The organism is uncultured Helicobacter sp. (genome assembly GCF_947367035.1).
Lineage (GTDB): Bacteria > Campylobacterota > Campylobacteria > Campylobacterales > Helicobacteraceae > Helicobacter_D.
This window is the reverse complement of the sequence record NZ_CANBCA010000002.1, coordinates 38,347-57,527: the sequence shown is the minus strand read 5'-3', so window position 1 is coordinate 57,527 and position 19,181 is coordinate 38,347. Positions and strand designations below refer to the sequence as shown.

General features: G+C 33.5%; 24 protein-coding genes. 20 read left to right on the top strand and 4 right to left on the bottom strand.

What is annotated here, in order from left to right:
- Position 1 precedes the first annotated feature (1 nt).
- From Q0Y61_RS01155 to Q0Y61_RS01120, 8 genes are all read left to right on the top strand, one after another.
- Complete coding sequence (locus Q0Y61_RS01155) at positions 2-2,314, top strand: type IA DNA topoisomerase (protein ID WP_297810039.1); 2,313 nt, start codon at positions 2-4, stop codon at positions 2,312-2,314.
- 173 nt (positions 2,315-2,487) lie between these two features.
- Positions 2,488-2,961, top strand: a complete 474-nt coding sequence (gene ssb, locus Q0Y61_RS01150; protein ID WP_297810036.1) for a single-stranded DNA-binding protein — start codon at positions 2,488-2,490, stop codon at positions 2,959-2,961.
- 19 nt (positions 2,962-2,980) lie between these two features.
- On the top strand, positions 2,981-3,499 hold the full coding sequence (locus Q0Y61_RS01145; protein WP_297810033.1) for a thermonuclease family protein: 519 nt from the start codon (positions 2,981-2,983) through the stop codon (positions 3,497-3,499).
- Positions 3,499-4,152 carry a hypothetical protein gene (locus Q0Y61_RS01140; protein WP_297810032.1) on the top strand — a complete coding sequence of 218 codons (654 nt, stop codon included), beginning with the start codon at positions 3,499-3,501 and terminating at the stop codon, positions 4,150-4,152. Before Q0Y61_RS01145 ends, Q0Y61_RS01140 begins: the two co-directional genes overlap by 1 nt.
- Positions 4,153-4,620: an SAM-dependent methyltransferase gene (locus Q0Y61_RS01135; RefSeq protein ID WP_297810030.1), complete on the top strand. Its 468-nt coding sequence runs from the start codon at positions 4,153-4,155 to the stop codon at positions 4,618-4,620. It abuts the gene before it with no gap.
- A 3-nt stretch (positions 4,621-4,623) separates the two neighbouring features.
- Positions 4,624-4,932: a hypothetical protein gene (locus Q0Y61_RS01130; protein WP_297810027.1), complete on the top strand. Its 309-nt coding sequence runs from the start codon at positions 4,624-4,626 to the stop codon at positions 4,930-4,932.
- Between the two features lies 1 nt (position 4,933).
- Positions 4,934-5,305 (top strand): YopX family protein, encoded by a 372-nt coding sequence (locus Q0Y61_RS01125; RefSeq protein WP_297810025.1) that lies wholly within the window; start codon positions 4,934-4,936, stop codon positions 5,303-5,305.
- Positions 5,302-5,535: a hypothetical protein gene (locus tag Q0Y61_RS01120; protein WP_115550604.1), complete on the top strand. Its 234-nt coding sequence runs from the start codon at positions 5,302-5,304 to the stop codon at positions 5,533-5,535. Before Q0Y61_RS01125 ends, Q0Y61_RS01120 begins: the two co-directional genes overlap by 4 nt.
- A gap of 12 nt (positions 5,536-5,547) precedes the next feature.
- On the opposite strand, the gene Q0Y61_RS01115 is transcribed toward Q0Y61_RS01120, so the two are convergent.
- Genes Q0Y61_RS01115 through Q0Y61_RS01105 form a run of 3 tightly spaced genes read right to left on the bottom strand, consistent with a single transcriptional unit; the run spans position 5,548 to position 6,674 of the window.
- Entirely contained in the window at positions 5,548-5,772 is a 225-nt protein-coding gene (locus Q0Y61_RS01115; RefSeq protein ID WP_297810019.1) for a hypothetical protein, read from the bottom strand.
- Positions 5,773-5,785: 13 nt separating this feature from the next.
- Complete coding sequence (locus Q0Y61_RS01110; RefSeq protein ID WP_297810016.1) at positions 5,786-6,025, bottom strand: ribbon-helix-helix domain-containing protein; 240 nt, start codon at positions 6,023-6,025, stop codon at positions 5,786-5,788.
- Entirely contained in the window at positions 6,012-6,674 is a 663-nt protein-coding gene (locus tag Q0Y61_RS01105) for a ParA family protein (protein WP_297810013.1), read from the bottom strand. Before Q0Y61_RS01105 ends, Q0Y61_RS01110 begins: the two co-directional genes overlap by 14 nt.
- Before the next feature lie 333 nt (positions 6,675-7,007).
- Between Q0Y61_RS01105 and Q0Y61_RS01100 the strand changes: the two genes are divergently transcribed.
- From Q0Y61_RS01100 to Q0Y61_RS01065, 8 genes are all read left to right on the top strand, one after another.
- A complete protein-coding gene (locus tag Q0Y61_RS01100; RefSeq protein WP_297810010.1) occupies positions 7,008-7,538 on the top strand; it encodes a hypothetical protein in 531 nt (176 codons plus the stop codon).
- Positions 7,539-7,652: 114 nt separating this feature from the next.
- Positions 7,653-8,960 (top strand): bifunctional UDP-N-acetylglucosamine diphosphorylase/glucosamine-1-phosphate N-acetyltransferase GlmU, encoded by a 1,308-nt coding sequence (glmU, locus tag Q0Y61_RS01095; protein WP_297810007.1) that lies wholly within the window; start codon positions 7,653-7,655, stop codon positions 8,958-8,960.
- 25 nt (positions 8,961-8,985) lie between these two features.
- Positions 8,986-9,183: a sulfur carrier protein ThiS gene (gene thiS, locus Q0Y61_RS01090; RefSeq protein ID WP_297810003.1), complete on the top strand. Its 198-nt coding sequence runs from the start codon at positions 8,986-8,988 to the stop codon at positions 9,181-9,183.
- Between the two features lie 92 nt (positions 9,184-9,275).
- On the top strand, positions 9,276-10,286 hold the full coding sequence (gene argC, locus Q0Y61_RS01085; RefSeq protein WP_297809999.1) for an N-acetyl-gamma-glutamyl-phosphate reductase: 1,011 nt from the start codon (positions 9,276-9,278) through the stop codon (positions 10,284-10,286).
- A gap of 11 nt (positions 10,287-10,297) precedes the next feature.
- Positions 10,298-11,056 (top strand): metallophosphoesterase, encoded by a 759-nt coding sequence (locus Q0Y61_RS01080; RefSeq protein WP_297809996.1) that lies wholly within the window; start codon positions 10,298-10,300, stop codon positions 11,054-11,056.
- A gap of 1 nt (position 11,057) precedes the next feature.
- Positions 11,058-12,011: a chemotaxis protein CheV gene (locus Q0Y61_RS01075; RefSeq protein WP_297809992.1), complete on the top strand. Its 954-nt coding sequence runs from the start codon at positions 11,058-11,060 to the stop codon at positions 12,009-12,011.
- A gap of 32 nt (positions 12,012-12,043) precedes the next feature.
- The gene (locus Q0Y61_RS01070) at positions 12,044-14,458 is read left to right on the top strand and encodes a chemotaxis protein CheW (RefSeq protein ID WP_297809989.1); all 2,415 of its coding nucleotides are present in this window, start codon (positions 12,044-12,046) and stop codon (positions 14,456-14,458) included.
- Positions 14,458-14,949, top strand: a complete 492-nt coding sequence (locus Q0Y61_RS01065) for a chemotaxis protein CheW (protein WP_297809986.1) — start codon at positions 14,458-14,460, stop codon at positions 14,947-14,949. Before Q0Y61_RS01070 ends, Q0Y61_RS01065 begins: the two co-directional genes overlap by 1 nt.
- 46 nt (positions 14,950-14,995) lie before the next feature.
- Here the strand turns inward: Q0Y61_RS01065 and Q0Y61_RS01060 are convergent, their stop codons facing one another.
- Positions 14,996-15,880, bottom strand: a complete 885-nt coding sequence (locus Q0Y61_RS01060; protein WP_297809983.1) for an NAD(P)H-dependent glycerol-3-phosphate dehydrogenase — start codon at positions 15,878-15,880, stop codon at positions 14,996-14,998.
- A 98-nt stretch (positions 15,881-15,978) separates the two neighbouring features.
- Here Q0Y61_RS01060 and fliI point away from each other — a divergent pair, with 98 nt between their 5' ends.
- The 4 genes from fliI (at position 15,979) to trxB (ending at position 19,180) form a co-directional block, all read left to right on the top strand.
- On the top strand, positions 15,979-17,277 hold the full coding sequence (gene fliI, locus Q0Y61_RS01055; RefSeq protein WP_297809980.1) for a flagellar protein export ATPase FliI: 1,299 nt from the start codon (positions 15,979-15,981) through the stop codon (positions 17,275-17,277).
- Between the two features lie 119 nt (positions 17,278-17,396).
- Positions 17,397-17,714 carry a thioredoxin gene (trxA, locus tag Q0Y61_RS01050; protein WP_297809977.1) on the top strand — a complete coding sequence of 106 codons (318 nt, stop codon included), beginning with the start codon at positions 17,397-17,399 and terminating at the stop codon, positions 17,712-17,714.
- Positions 17,715-17,749: 35 nt separating this feature from the next.
- Positions 17,750-18,232 carry a hypothetical protein gene (locus tag Q0Y61_RS01045; protein ID WP_297809975.1) on the top strand — a complete coding sequence of 161 codons (483 nt, stop codon included), beginning with the start codon at positions 17,750-17,752 and terminating at the stop codon, positions 18,230-18,232.
- A 9-nt stretch (positions 18,233-18,241) separates the two neighbouring features.
- Positions 18,242-19,180, top strand: a complete 939-nt coding sequence (gene trxB, locus Q0Y61_RS01040) for a thioredoxin-disulfide reductase (RefSeq protein WP_297809971.1) — start codon at positions 18,242-18,244, stop codon at positions 19,178-19,180.
- Position 19,181: the final 1 nt, after the last annotated feature.

Here is a 19,181-nt window from a genome sequence, read left to right as displayed (position 1 = left end):
AATGGAACAAATTTTAAAAACTACCACAAGGGCGACTAATCCTTGTGATAGAGATTTAACGAAGTCAGTAACCTACCTTTTGAGATTGAATAGAGTTTCTCTTATCTCCTCTCTAAAAAGTGTGATAATCACTGCGATTACCGAAATGAATAGGTTGAGAGAATCCATTATGGACTCCTATGAAGTGAATTCCTCCCACACGCCCAACTTAACAGCCAAAAAAAAAGCCCGACTGCAAAGAGCCGAGCTTTTACTTCACCACATAGGCGTTAAACCTTTTCTACCATTTAGTCAAAATGGACAATCAGATTATAACACAAAGGAATACATAATGCAACCACTAAACAACACTCTTATCATCATTGAAAGCCCAAACAAGACTAAGAAAATCGCAGAGATTACAGGGGCTTTAGTTTTAGCTACCATAGGACACTTTAAAGGCTTAACAAAACAAGTTGTGAAAGATTATGAATCTTATGAGCCTATTTTAGATTACAAAGATGACAACACAAAATATCGTATTAATCAAATTATTAATGCTTCTAAGGGTAAAGAGGTTTATATTGCTACCGACCCAGATAGAGAGGGATATGGAATCGGATATATGGTGTATGAACTCATTAAAAATCTTGCAACAAGCATCAAGAGAGCAGAATTTTTTGAGATTACAGAAAGCGGAATTGAAAAAGGAATCAAAGACGCAATTCCATTTACACAAAGCAATTTCAATGATTATGAGAGTTGGAAAGCAAGAGCGGTAAGTGATAAATTAGTGGGATTCCTCTTAAGCCCAAAATATATGGAACTTTGCAACGATAAAAACAACTCCATAGGGAGAGTGCAAACACCTGTTTTAAGTCTTATTGTAAGTAAAGAATTGCAAATCCAAGACTTTTTAAACTCTAGTGCAAATAAAAAAGTAGAATACAAAATAAAAGCCAAGCTAAAAAGCGGTAATTTAGAGTTTTCAGCCTTAGGAGAAAATCTCTATGAGAGTAAAGAGGAAGCACAAGAAATTCTCAACAATCTAAGCACAACCAAAGAGGCTTTTGTTTTTGCAAAAGAGATGAAAGAAGCCCAAATTAAACCTAAAGAGCCTTATAGAACTTCACAATTTCAAGAGGCAATGAATTGTGTGTATGGCTTTGAACCAGAAATTAGTATGAAACTAGCCCAAGCTCTTTTTGAAAAAGGCTTCATCACTTATCATCGCACCGATTCCAATGCACTCTCTAAAGAATTTTTAGAGGAATTGCAATCGCATTTAAAAGACAAGGAATATTATCAAAGGAGAGAATACAAGGCAGGAAGTCAAAGCCAAGCAGAAGCACACGAAGCAATTAGAATCACGCACTATCACGCTTTAGATATGCTAGATTCTTTAATAGACAAAGGGGATTTTAAAGAAAACAAAGAAGTGAATAAAGACAATCTCAAGAAAGCCTACAAGCTTATTTATTTAAACTCTATTGCCTCACAAGCGAAAAATGCCATTAATGAAAATATCACTTATGATTTTAGCATTACGACTTTTAGCTTTAAGGCAAAGGTTAGCAAATGTATCTACAAAGGATTTAAAGAAATTTCAATAGACAATGAGGAAGCAGAGACAGAATCTCAAGAGTTAAATTTGGATTTAAATCAAAAAGAGAGTGTTGAGATTTTAGGCTTTGAATTATCCGAAGTGAAAAAACAAGTCCCAAAACACTATAAAGAAAGCAACTTTATCTCCCTTTTAGAGAAAAATGGAATCGGGAGACCTAGCACTTATGCCACCTATTTGCCAAAATTACTTGAGAGAGACTATATTGAGATTGTAAAAAAAGGCAAGAACAGCAATATCGTTGCTACAAAAAAAGGAATAGATTTTCTCTCCATTGTAAAAAAGAATGATGAATGGATTACGCAAAGCGAATTTACAAAGCAAATGGAAAGCACACTTGATGAAATCTCACAAGGAAAAGTTAGCTATTTAGACTACATTAAACTTATTCATCAAAAGCTAGAATTTGCAGAAGTTAGCACCAAAGATTCTAATGCACCATTGCCGACAAAAGAGGGTTCGCTAAATTTTGCTAAGAAAATAGCAAAGGAAGCAAATTTGGAATTACCAGAGGGGATTGAGAGCGATTATAGAATCTGTCAAAAATTTATCAATGAAAATCAAAATAAATCTAAAAAACCAGCAAGTGAGAAGCAAATTTCTTTTGCAGAAAAGATTGCAAAAGAACAAAACTTGAAGCTTCCAAACAACTATAAGGAGGATTGGCAAATATGCAGTGATTTTATCTCTAAAAACAGCAAGAAAAAGTAAAAGGGTAAAGGCGAAGTTTTTTGATGAAAATCAAAGAATTTTTAAAGTTTAAAATTATTAAGAATTGTTTTAAACTTTTTGTTAATTGATTTTAAAAATATTTATAAATGTTATTAAACATTTTTTAATAAATTTTAAATGATTTTTAATAATTAAAAATGAAAGGATACACAATGAATCAAGTTACACTATGTGGGAATTTAGGTAGAGATTTTGAACTTTTCTCTACAACAAATGGAGTTGCTTATGCGAAAAACTCTCTTGCAATCTCAAAGAGAACTACAAGGAAAGAAGGAAATCAGACAATCACAAAAGACCGCACAGATTGGATTCCCTTAACAATCTTTGGCAAGAGAGCTGAAGTTGCTTCACAATACTTTAAGAAAGGCGATAAGTTTTTATGCAATGGAGAGATTTACACTTCTGTTTATTCTGATGAAAATGGACAACCAAAATATTCGTGGGAAGTGTTAGTGAAAAACTTTGAATTTGTAACCTCTAAACCAAAAGAGACACAAAATGCACAACCTGAACCTGAAATTGTTTATGAGGGAACACAAGCTCCACAACAACAAATTGAGGAAATGGCACAGATAGCAGAAAATGCAGAACCTATAACCATAACCGATGCCGATATTCCTTTTTAATGCAAATCTAAGGAATTTTATGAGGATTTCAAGGTTTTTAAAATTAAATCTTAAGGGGACTTTCTCCCCTTTAAAGTTTGCAATGATTGTTTTATTTGTCTTGTATGGCTTATCTTTTATTGTAGGAGATTTAAACAAAGAGATTCAAGGTGAGATTGTTAAAGTTTATGATGGCGATACTATTACGCTTGTTGAGAATCAAGAGAAAGTAAAGATTAGGCTTTATGGCTTAGACGCACCAGAACTCAATCAAAGTTTTGGAAAAGAAGCAAGAGAGTATCTTTTAAATCTATGTCCTTTGCACTCACAAGCAAAAGTAAAAATAATCAATAAAGACAAATATAAAAGAGTAGTTGGAATTGTGTATTGCAATGCAATCAATGTGAATGAAAAACTTGTAGAAAATGGCTTTGCTTGGGCTTATAGAGAATATTCTAAGGATTATGTTGCTTTGGAAAACAAGGCTAGAAAAAACACTATGGGATTATGGGGTGAAGCAAATCCACTGAAGCCTAGTGAGTTTAGGAGGAAACAATAATGGCAGAAAAAAATCCAGAAATTGAATTTGAATTACTCTTAGAACTTAAAAAGTTAGCATTAGAAACAAGCTTCAAAATAGAGCAAGATAAAAACAATAAAAATTTATTTTATCTTACAGAACCAAACGCTACAATACCTTTTGCAACATTAGATTATAACAAGGAGATTGAAAATGCAAGAGCCAATCCTACCACAAGCACATTACGAGAATGTTCCACTATATTCCTTAGACGAGTTAGAGGAGTTATCAAGGAAAGAGAGGATAGAAGCAGAGCAGAGAGCAGAGAGAGCAGAGCAGAGATTAGCAGAGGCGAGGAAATTGGGGCAAGAGATAGAGAGTTTCATCAATTTTATGACAGCAAAATATGCCAACAAAAATTAAGCCTACAAGAAAGAGTAAAGATACACGAATTTAGCAAAAAGATTGAGAAACAATACAAACAAACCCCAGCCTACCAACAACAAGCATACAAAGCCTATAAAAAACAAAGTGAGATTCCTTTGGAATCCTCACAAAAACAACCCCCAAATTATGAAGCAATACAAGCGCAAAAAGAAGCAAGTAAAGTAAAAGAATTACCTAAAAAGGATTCCAAAACACTAGAAAAACCTAAGCCCACAAAAGAGCAATCTTTAGGTAGGGGACGATAAATGAAACCTATCCTTGATGTGTGCTGCGGTGGCAGAATGTTTTATGCAGACAAAGAAAATCCTAATGTGCTTTTTTGCGACAAAAGATTCTTTGAAACCACCTTTAAAAAAGTGGGTAAAGACGAAAAGTTTAGCATTAAGCCCGATAGGATTGTAGATTTTAGAGACTTACCCTTTGAGAATGAAAGTTTTTATTTAGTGATTTTTGACCCACCACACATAATAAGAGGCAGTGAAAAATCTTTTATGGTGCAAAAATATGGGAAGCTTGAAAAATCTTATCGCGAGGATTTAACGCAAGGATTTCAGGAGTGTATGCGAGTGCTAAAGGCAAATGGCACTTTGATTTTTAAATGGAGTGAGACGCAAATTGCATTAAGTGAGATTCTAAAGTGCTTTGATAAAGAGCCTTTGCTTATGCAAAAGACTTCCAAAACCTCACACTTTTGTGTATTTTATAAGGAGTGAATAATGAAATTTTATCAAAACAATAAATTGGTGGCGGTATTAGAAAAACAATCTAATATGCTTTTGGCTTTCAATAAGAATAAGGAGTTAGCAGAAGTTGGGAAAGAATGGGATTTGAGAACTGCTAGAGGTAAATTGATTGAAAAAATTATTGTGGATTCTGATATTAATACCTTCAATGCAGAAATGCTTATGGTTGTATGCAAAAAATTAAAAATAAAATTAGCCTTAAGTGATGAAGAAGTGGAAATTATTGCGGATAATCAAGAGGAATTAGAACAACAAAGAATCGTTCTGGATATAAAGGAGTGAAATGAAGCTTAAAGACATTGATTTTAGGGTGTGGGATAATGAGGGCAAAGAATACAATAAAAATAAAGAAGTTCTTTTAAGTAGTGATAATAAAATTTATAGAATCCACACAATCACAGGAGAGTTGCAACAACTAAAAGACGAATCTTTAGAGGTTGAATTTTGGACAGGGTTTAGAGATTCTGATAATGTAAAGGTTTATGATGGGGATATAATTGATGCAGGTGATTTTAGAGATGTTGTAAAGTTTGAAAAAAGCAAGGGGTGGATATTGCAAGAAACATTAGATTCTTTAGACGATTATGAGGATTGGCAACTTGAAGTCATCGGCAATATCCACGAGAATCCCAAGTTACTAGGAGGTGAGGAATGAAACAAGAAATAAGGAAGTTTTGGATTGTGTTTTTTGGGATTCATTTTGTAGGAATTGCAGGAAATATTTTGCTTTACCATTTTGGTTTGCCAAATTCTATTGATAGTATTTTGGAATCCTTTAGAAAGCAAGAGTATTATCTCTTATGTATTTATTTTCTCTGCTATGGTTGCTTTTGTTTTTTGTTGTATTTGATAATAGGATTAAAAGAAATGAGAAAGGCGGAGTAAATTTTTTAATTCTTAATCATTTCTTGTTTCTGACATTTTTTTATAGCGTTTGATACCTTTTAAGGTATCAAAAATCCCTATAAGCAAGATTGCCAAAATAAGGATTAACAGCCATAAATTGCTAATAAAACTTAGAATATCCCCATAAGAGAAAAAATGATACATAAGCACTGAAAAAATCGTAACGCTAACAACAATCATAACGCCTAGTTCAAAATATAGCTTGTAGAATCGCATTGTATTTACCTCGCTATTCAAAAAGATTTGAAATAATATACTGACTAACGCTTAATCGCTTCTTATCTGCTCTTTCTTTGATGATTTGATAATCACTTTCGGAGAAATAAAGGCTCACCATTTTTGTTTTCTTTTGCTCTAAGTCTTTTGGTTTTCTACCAACCTTAGAGACTTCTTTTTTATTTTCAATGAAATTTTCTATTTTGCTTTCACTCACTTTTTTCTTTTTAGCTTCAAATTTATTTGTTCCCATTGATATTCCTTTCTAGCTCTTGAAACACTTGTAAAAATTCCTCTTGTGCTTTTTTAGAATTTTTTAAATTTTCTGTAATCCCTTTGCCTTGCAAAATAGATTCTTTATAAGCCTCTCTCTCATACAGAATAGAATCTAAAAGGCAAAAATCTTTTTTTGTATTCTTGCTTTTTAAAAACTCTTGAAATTCTTTGATTTTATTCTTTAAAAATGGATTAGAATTTGCCTTTGTGATAAGAACAAATCCTTTGAGTTTTTCTTGAATCTTTTTAGCTTCTTTTAGATAATCTAGCATTTTATCTAACACTGAAGCGTCTAATCCATTAGGAATTGTAGGGATAATACAAATATCACTATAAATCATTGCACTACGCATTTCTTTAGAATCTCTCCCGCCTGTGTCTATTACAATATTAGCATAATTTTGCAATGCTTTTGTGATAAGAGATTGCAATTCCTCATTATTGCTGCTTTTAAAATCAAAAGGCATTGTATTCTCATCTCTAAAGGATAGAAATGCACTAATGCTTTTTTGCGGGTCTAAATCAATCAGGAGGGTTTTGCCTTTTGTATTCAATTTTGTAGCAAGATTAATCGCGAGAGTTGTCTTGCCACTTCCCCCCTTTTCATTGCAGATAGAATAAATCATCGTTGAATCCTTGTTTTATAGATTATGAAATTATAATGTGAAGTGTTTTAAAAAATATTAAAATGTTTAAAATATCTAATTAAAAGTTTTAAATGTTTTTATTATATGTTTATTATTTATATTAAATTATATTTAAAATATTTAAAGTTTTTATTATATGTTTTTAATATATATTTATAATATAAAAAATATTAGTTTAAAACTATTTATAATATTTTTAAAATTCTTATTTGAATGTTTAAAACTTTGTTAAATATCGTTATCTTTTGCTTTGGAATTAAGGAAATAAAAAATACAATACTCACTTTATTTTAAATTTATTAAGGAGACAAAATGAAAAAATTAAGTAAGTTAGGTGTTGCTGTTGCATTGGCAGGATTATTTGTTGTAGGTTGTGGAGATAGTGGATTGGTGAAGCTAGAAAATAAGAATCCTACGATAGACCAAAAGAAGTATGATTTGTATGTGAAAAAGCTACAAGAAAGCGAAATCAAGGGTGGAAGCTGGAGTAGTAAAAACCCTAATTTTAAAAAAACAATAAAAACTTCCGAGTATGATTTCTATCATATTGATAGTATGCTGAAATATACGCCTATAAAAGAAATAATCAAAAAGAAAGAAAAAGAGTGCAAAAAAGAAATGAAAGAAGTGCCTGAGTTTAGTGCTTTTTGCCCAAGTGTGGAAAACCTTATAGAAGCCCAAAACAAAGAAAAAGAGGAATGGAAAAGAGAAGGCAAACTTTATGTTTTTGCAGTTAATAAAAAGAATCCTCAAGAATACTATGAAATACTTTTAGGTTGTTATGAATGCAAAAATGTTGATGATGTAAGCATACATATTTATGACACACAAAATAAATATTAAACTTTTTTAAAGTTTCACGAATATATAATAGCTAAAATTAATTAGGCACATTTGTTTTAAACTTTATTGTGTTAAAATTTGTTTAAATTATCTTTAAAAGCATGGAATCTTTTTATGAATAAAAACTCCTTATCAATCGTGATTTTAGCTGCTGGTAAAGGCACGCGTATGAAGTCTGCTACACCTAAAGTCTTGCATAAAATTTGTGGGCGCGAAATGTTATATTATAGTATTAAGGAATCCCTGAAATTAAGTGATGATGTCTGTGTAGTTTTAGGATTTGAAGCAGAATTAATTCAAAATAAAATGCAAAAATATTTTGGAGGGAAGATTCGTTTTTTAATTCAAGATTTGATAGATTTTCCCGGCACAGGGGGTGCACTTAAAAATTATACACCAAAATATGAAAAAGTGTTGGTATTAAATGGTGATATGCCTTTGGTGCAGGCAAACGAGCTAGAGAAATTTTCCACCAAAGAAGCGAAAATTGTGATGAGTGTGCTTGATTTGCCAAATACCAATGGCTATGGACGCGTTGTGATTGAAAAAAATCAAGTGCAAGAAATTATAGAAGAAAAAGACGCAAGTCCTGAAATTTTAGCTCTTAGCACATTAAATGCTGGTGTCTATTGTTTTGCAAAAGAGATTTTGGAATATTATGTCCCGCGTTTGGATAACAGGAATGCACAAAAAGAATATTATTTAACAGATATTATCTTGCTGGCAAGACAAGATTCTATTTGTATTAAGCCTTTGTTTGTAGATATAGAGGGTTTTAAGGGAGTGAATAATAAGTTGGATTTAGCCAAAGCAGAGGAGATTTTATGCCACCGTATTAAGCAATCTTTAATGCAAAAGGGTGTTTCGATGTGCTTACCTGATTCAATCTATATTGAAGAGGGTGTAGAGTTTGTAGGGGAATGTGTCGTGGAAAATGGCGTGAGAATTTGTGGAGATTCTCAAATTATTCATTCACATATTAAAGCGCATAGCGTAATAGAGTCTAGCTTAGTGGAATCTAGCGATATAGGACCTTTAGCGCATTTGCGTCCGCAAAGTGTAGTGAGAAACACACATATTGGAAATTTTGTAGAAGTAAAGAAATCGCAACTAGAAAGTGTGAAAGCTGGGCATTTAAGTTATATTGGCGATAGCAGAATAGGAAGCGGAACAAATATTGGTGCAGGTTTCATTACTTGTAACTATGATGGCAAAAACAAATATGAAACGATTATCGGGAAAAATGTATTTATCGGTAGTGATTCGCAAGTTGTAGCGCCTGTGGTCATTGAAGATGATTGTCTAGTCGGTGCAGGAAGCACAATAAGGCGGAATCTTAAAAAGGGTGAGTTGTTTGTTACGCGTGGAGAAGAAGTAGTTAAAGAGGGATTTTTTTATAAATTTTTTAATCAAAAGTCGTAATTTAATAATTTAAAAAAGGAAAATTATGCAAATCAAACTGAATGGAAATACGATTCATACGGAGTCTAAAAATATCTTAGAATTATTGCAAGAATATAAAATTGAAAGCAAAAGTATAGCGGTTGCTATTAATCTTGAAATCATCAAGCAAGAGAATTGGAATTCTTATTTGTTACAAGAAAATGATGTTGTAGAATGCCTCACCTTTATGGGTGGAGGGTAAATTATAGTGTATTTGGGTTCAATGTTAAAGTTGATAAGTTATAAAAGATTTTTATTAAAATTAAAATATTCGAGATTTACAAAGGAATTTTTATGAAAATTAAAACCTCTATTATTGGAGTGAGTGGTTATACAGGGCTAGAACTCGTGAAATTACTCATCAATCACCCTGTATTTGAATTAAATGCTGTTTATGCAAGTGAAAATTATCAAGAATTATCCACGATTCACTCTTGTTTGAAAGAGGTTGTAAATCTACCTGTTTGCGAAACAAACCTTATCCAAATTGCGCAAGAGAGTGGGTTGGTTTTCCTGGCCTTACCCCATCAAAAAGCAATGGAATATGTAAAAGGGCTTTATGATAAAGGGATTAAAATTGTAGATTTATCAGCGGATTACCGCTTAAGTTTGGAACAATATGAAGAAAATTATTGTCCCCATTTAGATAAAGAAAATCTTAAAAATGCTGTTTATGGATTGCCAGAATATAATCGTACACAAATTTCTAAAACAAATTTGGTTGCAAATCCAGGTTGTTACCCAACTGCTTCTTTATTGGCAATTTTACCTTTTGTGTCTTATTTGGATTCTAACCAAACACTCTATATTGATGCTAAGAGTGGTGTGAGTGGAGCAGGGAAAAAATTGGTGCAAACTTCACATTTTGTAACAATTAATGAAAATCTTTTTGCTTATTCTCCCATTAATCATCGGCATTCACCAGAGATTAATGAACAGCTAAACCAACTAGGAAAACAGAATCTTAAAGCTTTGTTTGTCCCGCATTTAATCCCACTTACACGTGGTATGTTGGTCTCTGTTTATGCGAAATTAAAAGAACCAATTAATGCACTAGAGATTCTGCAAGCAAAATACGCAAATGAACCTTTTATCCGTATTCGCACTACTTGTCCACAGATTAAAAATATAGCAGGAACACATTTTTGTGATATTTTTGCCAAAACAGATGGTTTAGATTTATTCATCACTGCAAGTATTGATAATCTCCTACGTGGTGCAAGTTCGCAAGCCCTTGCAAATGCAAATTTAATGTTTGGTTTAGAGGAATCCTTAGGATTACCGCAGATTGCCTATGCACCTTAAAGTGATTTGTAATGATAAGCAAAGTTTTGAGGATTCAAGAAGGGGCAATTTTTATTGCGGATTCTCATCATAGTCTTTATCAAAATACATTAGATTCTATATTTCAGGAGCTTTTGCAATCTTCTAGAAAGCAAATATTTTTAATGGGCGATATTTTTGATTTTTTAGTCGGTGGAGTGCAAAAATCAATAAAAGACAATCAAAAAGCACTTGAATTGCTAGAGCAATTATCCTTAAAACACGAAATTTATTATTTTGAGGGGAATCATGATTTTTTATTGTCACAAATTTCGTATTTTAAAAATATTTGTTGCTTTCCTTTAGAATCCCAACCGATTTGCTTTGATTTTGGAAAAAACAAGGCTTATTTGGCGCACGGCGATGTGTTTTTAAATTGGCATTATGCGTTTTATACTAAAATAATTCGTCAAAATTTTTTTATTAAGTTTTTAAATCTTTTTTCTTCTTTTTTATATCCAAAAATTTTGCATTATTTACAAAACAAAAAAAGATTAAAAAATCAAAGCTATTCTGCAAGCAAAGCGCTATCAAATGATGATAAATTAGCACTTTTGCGTATTGAGAGTTATCAAAAAACTTTAGCAATTCCAATAGATTCTTATATTATAGAAGGGCATTTTCATTGGGGGAAAAGTGCAAGATTTCATTCTGTAAATTATATTGGGTTACCATTTTTTGCTTGTAAAAAACAATATTTTGTTGTAGAATATACAAATTATTGTTTATCCTTAATTGAAAAGGAGTTTTGAGGTGTCAAACTTTGGACGAGATGATGCTCTAAAAATCGGAACCAACGAAATGGAGCTGGTAGATTTTAGAATTCATAAGCTTGAAAAAGGTAAGTTATATGAGGGGATTTATGGCATTAATGTTGCAAAAGTTAATGAAATTATCCGCTTACCGGAACTTACAGAATTACCAGGTGTGCCTGATTATATAGAAGGGATTTTTGATTTGCGAGGTGTTGTAATCCCTGTGATTAACCTTGCAAAATGGATGAATGTTGAAGTTCCAAAAAATAAAAAAATTAAGCCTCGTGTAATCATAGCAGAGTTTAATAATATTATGATAGGTTTTATTGTGCATGAGGCAAAACGTATTCGCCGCATTAATTGGAAAGATATTGAGCCTGCACATTTTAGTTCTTCTGCTGAATCTAATATGGATAAAAGTAAAATTACAGGTGTTACGAGGATTGAAGGCGACCAAGTTCTATTGGTTTTAGATTTAGAGAGTGTTGTGCAAGATTTGGGCTTCTATCATCCTGAAATGAGCGCAGAACGCACTTATAATAAATTTAATGGGTTGGCATTAGTGCTTGATGATAGTGCCATAGCCAGAAAAATTTTAAAAGAGTTTTTGGAAAAAATGGGATTTGATGTTGCAGAAGCCAATAATGGAGAAGCAGGATTACAAAAACTTCAAAAACTCTACGAAAATTATGGTGATAATTTAATTAAGCAACTCAAAATTATCATTTCGGATATTGAAATGCCACAAATGGACGGATTTCATTTTGCAGCAAAAGTTAAAGAAGACCCAAGATTTGCTAAAATTCCAATTGTTTTTAGTTCATCTATTAGTGATAAATTTAGCGAAATTCGTGGTAAAGAGGCGGGTGCAGAATCTTATCTTGTTAAATTTGATGGAAACAAATTTCACGATGAAATTTCAAGAATTGTTAATAAATACAGCGGTAATTAGTGTAGATTTTATTTTATAAGGAAGGTATAACTATGGATGAAATGCAAGAAATACTAGAGGATTTTCTTATTGAAGCTTTTGAGATGGTTGAGCAGCTTGACCAAGATTTAGTAGAGTTAGAAAATAATCCTGATGATTTAGACCTCTTAAATAGAATCTTTAGGGTGGCTCATACTATTAAAGGTTCTGGTTCATTTTTAAATTTTTCAGTGCTAACACATTTAACACATCATATGGAGGATGTTTTAAATAAAGCAAGACACGGTGAATTAGCAATTACTCCAGATATTATGGATGTTGTTTTAGAGTCTATTGACTTTATGAAAAAGTTATTAAATGCAATTCGTGATACTGGAACAGATGCAAATACAGGCTTAGATGGAGATATTGCTAGTGTCGTTGAAAGATTAGATGCGATTTCTAAAGGCGAGTCTCCACAGGCTTCTGATTCTGCAGAAGTTCCTGTAGCAGAGGCTGCCCCACAAGCATCAGAGCCAGAATCAGACGAACCAGATCCTGATTATGCGAATATGTCCCCTGAAGAAGTTGAAAAAGAAATAGAAAGACTACTTAATAAGCGACAAGAAGAAGATAAGAAAAAACGTGAAGAAAAGCGTGCAAAAGGTGAATTAGGTGATGTGCAAGCACCCGGAGAAGTAACTGAAGGGGCAACTCCTGCAACAGCTCCAGCTCCTGCTGTCGCGGTAAAGCCTGCAGCTCCAGCAGCTACCGCGAAACCTGTGGCAGCAAAGCCCACTCCAGCGAAACCTCGCGCAGGGGGCGAAGAAGCTAAAGCCCCTGCAACTGCAATGGAACAAACGATTCGTGTAGATGTCAAACGTCTTGATAGCTTGATGAATTTAATTGGTGAGCTTGTTCTTGGCAAGAATCGTTTAATTAAAATCTATAATGATGTAGAAGAACGTTATGAAGGTGAAAAGTTCTTAGAAGAACTTAATCAGGTCGTTGCTAGTGTTTCTATGGTAACAACTGATATTCAACTTGCAGTTATGAAAACAAGAATGTTACCCATTGGTAGAGTATTTAATAAATTCCCTCGTATGGTTCGCGATCTTTCAAGGGATCTTGGTAAAAATATTGATTTGGTTATTAGTGGAGAAGAAACCGAACTTGATAAATCCATTGTAGAAGAAATTGGTGATCCTCTAGTGCATTTAATTAGAAATGCGTGTGATCACGGTGTGGAATCTAAAGAAGATAGGGTTGCAGCAGGTAAGCCAGAGCAAGGAACGGTTGAATTGAAAGCTTACAATGAAGGTAATCATATTGTTGTAGAAATTAAAGATGATGGTAAAGGAATGGACGCAGATATTTTGCGTTCTAAAGCAGTAGAAAAAGGTTTAATTAGTGAGCGTGAAGCAGATTCTATGACAGATAAGGAAGCTTATGGTTTAATCTTTAAGGCAGGTTTCTCAACTGCAAAAGTTGTTACTAATGTCAGTGGACGTGGAGTGGGAATGGATGTTGTTAAGACCAATATTGAGAAACTTAATGGTATTATTGATGTAGAGAGTGTCAATGGAGAAGGCACGACTTTAAAACTCAAGATTCCACTCACTCTAGCAATTATTCAATCCCTGCTTGTTGGAGTGCAAGAAGAGTTTTATGCGATTCCTCTTGCTTCAGTTATTGAGACAGTTAGAATCTCACAAGATGAAATTTACACGGTAGAAAATAAAAGCGTGTTGCGTTTAAGAAATGAAGTATTGCCATTGGTGCGTTTGGCGGATATTTTTGGAGTAGATTCTGTTTTTGATGATTCAGAACAAGCTTATGTTGTTGTTATTGGTTTAGCAGAAAATAAGATTGGCATTATTGTTGATTTCTTGATTGGACAAGAAGAGGTTGTTATTAAATCACTCGGTTCTTATTTAAAAGGCACAGAAGGAATTGCAGGTGCGACAATTCGTGGTGATGGTAGAGTAACATTGATTGTTGATATTGCTGCGATGATGCAAATGGCAAAACAAGTCAAGGTTAGTATCAATAAACTGATTCAAGAAAGTGAAACTAAAAAAGAAAAAAGCTCGCCAAGTGATTATCAAGTTTTAATTGTAGATGACTCTATGACAGATAGAGCAATTATGAGAAAATCGCTAAAACCGCTAGGAATTACTTTGACAGAAGCAACCAATGGAGTAGAAGCGCTAGATATTATTAAAAATGGAGATAAGCATTTTGATGCAGTTTTAATTGATATTGAAATGCCTAAAATGGATGGTTATACATTAGCTGCGGAAATTCGTAAATATGCTAAATTTAAAAATCTACCACTTGTTGCAGTTACAAGTCGGACAAGTAAGACTGATAGAATGCGCGGTGTAGAATCTGGAATGACAGAGTATATTACTAAACCTTATTCACCAGAATATCTAATGAATGTTGTGAAGCGAAATATTAACCTAACTGTGGAGGTAACAGAATAATGAGTAATCAATTACAAGATGTTTTACAAAAACAACAAGCACAAAAAAAACCAGCAGTTGAGACAGAAAATGTTATTCAGCTTGTTGCTTTTGTAGTTGGGTCAGAAGAATTTGCAGTGCCAATCTTGAGTATTCAAGAAATCATTAAACCTTTAGAATACACAAGAGTTCCAGGAGTGCCTAATTATGTATTGGGAGTGTTTAATATGCGTGGTTGGGTTGTTCCACTAATTAATCTGCGTTTGAAATTTGGTTTGCCTTATGAAAAGCCAACAGAGGATACTCGTTATATTGTAATTCGGAATCAAGAAGAGCGCGCAGGATTCGTTATTGACCGCTTAACAGAGGCTGTGCGTATTAAAGAATCAGACATTGACCCTACGCCAGAAACCATTAGTCAAGATGAAAATTTAATTTATGGTGTAGGAAAGAGAGACGACAGAATTATTACGATTTTGAGACCTGAAGAACTTTTAAAACGCACTTTTTAACTTTCAAGCCTTTTTGGCTTGACAATTTAATTTAACCATTTAACTATTAGCTTTTCATTAAATCGTTTAGGCTTTGTTTTGGGTTTTTCCCTTTCATAATGAGTGCAACTTCTTTCGCAATTGGGGTGTAAATGTTGTGTTTTTGACTAATAGAATAAATTTCTTGAGAAGTTTTTACACCTTCTGCAATTTCTCCAATTTCTTTTAAAATTATAGGTAATGTTCTACCCGAAGCCAAGCCAATTCCTACGCGAAAATTGCGCGAGAGAATTGAGTTGGCAGTTAAAAATAAATCCCCCGCACCAGAAAGTCCTAAGAATGTAGAATCCTGTGCGCCAAAATATTTTCCAAAACGTGTCATTTCTACAAGTCCGCGCGCCACAAGTGAAGAGCGTGCATTGTTACCAAGTTTCATTCCTTCACAAATTCCACTTGCAATTGCAATGACATTTTTATATGCTCCACTGATTTCACCACCTATCACATCATTGCAAGCGTAAGGTTTAATAGAATTTGGAAATAGTCCTAACCATTCTTTAGCATTATTTATTTCACTAGAATGAACATTTAATGCACAAGGGAGTGAAGCTTGCACTTCTTTTGCAAAGCTTGGTCCAGCTAAAAAACAGAGTTTGCTTTGCGGATAAAAGTTTTCAAAGATTTCACTGACAAATTGTCCTTGTGCGATTCCTTTGGAGGCAACTAAAATTTTGGCGTGTGTCGGTAGAGGTGAAGTTGCAAGCCAAGTATGTAACGCAGAGCTAGCAATTGCAACAATGAAAAAATCGCTATTTTGTGCCTCTTGAGAAGTGATTTGTGATTTTATCCCCAGATTTTTACGAGAAACAATGTAGCAATCGTTTGCTTGGCTAAAGGCAAAATGTAAAGCCTTTCCCCACGCACCTCCACCAAATACGCTTATTTTTGGCATTTTTATCCTTGAAAAATCAAATTTAATTTTTGAAGTGATAATTTTAGTAAAAATATATTAAAATTCTACTTCGTTGAAATTAAAATAAAAGAGCCTTAATGTCCCTACAAAGTTTAAAAGAACGTCTTAATAGTTTGAATCTTTCTCCTGCATTTGGTTTGATTATCAAAGTGGAACAAGGGTTTTTATCTGCTAATGGATTAGTTCCTCGTATTGGCGATATTGTCCGAATTGTAGGGGAAGATAATAATGCAATGGGTATGGTAACGGCTTTAGAAAAAGAGAGTTTCAAAATTACACCTTTTTCATTTATTGAAGGAATGAAAGTAGGGGATAAAGTTTATTTGAATACACGTGGATTGCAGATTCCTATTGGTCTTGAATTACTTGGAAGAGTGATTAACCCATTAGGAGAGCCCATAGATGGTAAAGGTGTTTTGAAAGCTGAAGGTGCAATGCCAATTATTCGTCCTCCTATTGCAGCAATGCAACGTGGAATGATTAATGAGGTTTTTAGTGTAGGGGTTAAAAGTATTGATGGACTACTGACTTGTGGTAAAGGACAGAAACTAGGGATTTTTGCTGGAAGTGGGGTTGGAAAATCTACCTTAATGGGAATGATTGTGCGTGGTGCAACAGCAAAGATTAAAGTAATTGCCCTTATTGGAGAGCGTGGAAGAGAAGTGCCAGAGTTTGTAGAAAAAAACCTAGGAGGAGATTTAACTAATACCGTGCTTATAGTTGCTACAAGTGATGATTCACCTTTGATGAGGAAATATGGTGCCTTTGCTGCAATGAGTGTAGCGGAATACTTTAAAGCCAAAGGTGAAGATGTTTTATTTATGATGGATTCTGTAACCCGTTTTGCAATGGCTCAAAGAGAAATTGGACTTGCTCTTGGAGAGCCACCAACAAGCAAAGGATACCCCCCTTCTGTTTTGACACTTTTGCCTCAATTAATGGAAAGGGCAGGAAAAGAAGAGGGACATGGCTCAATTACTGCTTATTTTACGGTGCTTGTAGAAGGTGATGATATGAGTGACCCAATTGCAGACCAAAGTAGAAGTATTTTAGATGGACATATTGTGTTAGACCGCTCTTTGACAGATTTTGGAATCTATCCCCCTATTAATATTTTAAATTCTGCTTCAAGGCTTATGGGAGATATAACAAAACAGGAGCATATAGAGGCAGCAAGGAAGTTTAGACGCCTCTATTCTTTACTAAAAGAAAATGAAGTGTTGGTTAGAATCGGTGCTTATCAGGCAGGAAGTGATAAAGATTTAGATGAGGCAATTGCAAAAAAAAATGGAATGGAAGAATATTTAAAACAAAGCTACAATGAAACAATTAGCTATGAAGAAAGCGTTCAAAAATTAATTGAGCTTATGCAATAATTAAAAAATAATACCTTAAGTAAAAAAATATTTAACTAAAAGAATTTCAAAATTTTTTATTTTTTAAGTTATTCGTTGTATAATGCGCAGATAAAATTTAAAATTTTAAGGAGAAAATTATGGCTGGCTATATTGAATTAACAGAAAAAAATTTTGATGAAATCATCAAAGAAGGTGTTGTAATGGTGGATTTTTGGGCTCCTTGGTGCGGACCTTGCAGAATGATTGCCCCTGTGATTGATAATCTTGCATCACAATATGCAGGTAAAGCAAAAATTTGTAAAGTTAATACTGATGAACAACAAGAACTTGCAACTAAATTTGGGATTCGCTCTATCCCAACTATCTTCTTTTATAAAAATGGAGAAAAGGTAGATGAAATGATTGGAGCAGCTTCCGAACAGGACTTTAAAGAAAAATTAGATGGCTTATTATAAGTGTTTTTAAAAACTTATCAACGGGGAGAAGTAGTATGAAGAAGTGCTGCCCTGGTCTTCCCCTCGTATTCGTTATTGTTTTCATAGTTGGTGCATTTTTATATTACCAATACTCTTTTACATCTACTTCAAAAATTAATTTTAATGAGGATTCCTTTTATCAAAAGCAAGATGACTCAATTAGCCTTTTTGTGCCACAATCTTCAAGATATAAATTGTGTTTTTATAGTTCATTCACCCCAAATTTTATAGAGTTTTTAACAAAAAACACACAAGAAAGTCCTACTTTAGCAATTGACTTTTATCAACAAGGTCAAGAGATGCAAAAACATATCAAAAATCTTATAGAATTGAAAATTTCTAGCACTTTAATGCTGAAATTAATTCATGAGTTTGATGTAAAGATATTACCGCAATGTTTTATTGTGAAACAAGATAGTAAGGATTCCAAACTTTATACGTATTTAAAAGAGAATGGAATTTATAAATTAGTTAATTTTAGAGAAAATGAAAAGTAAGGAGCAAAAATGTTAGATTTAGCAATCATTGGTGGGGGACCTGCTGGACTTAGCGCAGGATTATATGCGACACGTGGAGGATTAAGAGAAGTTGTAATGTTTGAAAAGGGTATGCCCGGAGGTCAGATTACTTCTAGCAGTGAAATGGAAAATTATCCAGGTGTTGCAGAAGTCAAAAGTGGATTTGATTTTATGATGCCTTGGCAAGAGCAATGCTTTAGATTTGGTTTAAAGCACGAAATGTCAGAAGTGTTGCGAGTTAAAAAAAAGGACCATTATTTTGTAGTTGTATTAAATGATCACAGGGAAATAGAAGCTAAAGCAGTTATCGTTGCAACAGGTGGTAGTCCAAAACGTTCAGGCGTCAAGGGTGAAGATGTCTATTGGGGAAAAGGAGTGAGTTCGTGTGCAACTTGTGATGGATTCTTTTATAAAAATAAAGAAGTTGCAGTGCTTGGTGGAGGCGATACAGCAGTAGAGGAATCTATTTATCTTGCTAAGATTTGTTCTAAGGTTACATTGATTCATCGTAGAAATGCTTTTCGTGCTTCTCCTGTTACATTGGAACGTGCTAAAAAGGAGACAAAAATTGAATTTTTAACTCCTTATAGTATTGAAGAGATTTGTGGCGATACATCAGGTGTTACTGGATTGAAGTTGAAACATATAGAAAATCAAACTTCAAAAGAAATTAAAGTAGATGGAATCTTTGTGTTGATTGGTTTTAATGTGAATAATACAGTGCTTATGCAAGAAGATGGTAGCACTTTGTGCGCAATCAATGAATATGGACAGGCAATTGTGAATCTTAAAATGGAAACAAATATTCCGGGATTATTTGTTGCAGGAGATTTGAGAGCAGAAGCGTCAAAGCAAGTTATATGTGCGGCAGCAGATGGTGCAACAGCAGCACTTGGAGCAATTGAATACATTGAACATCATAAATAAG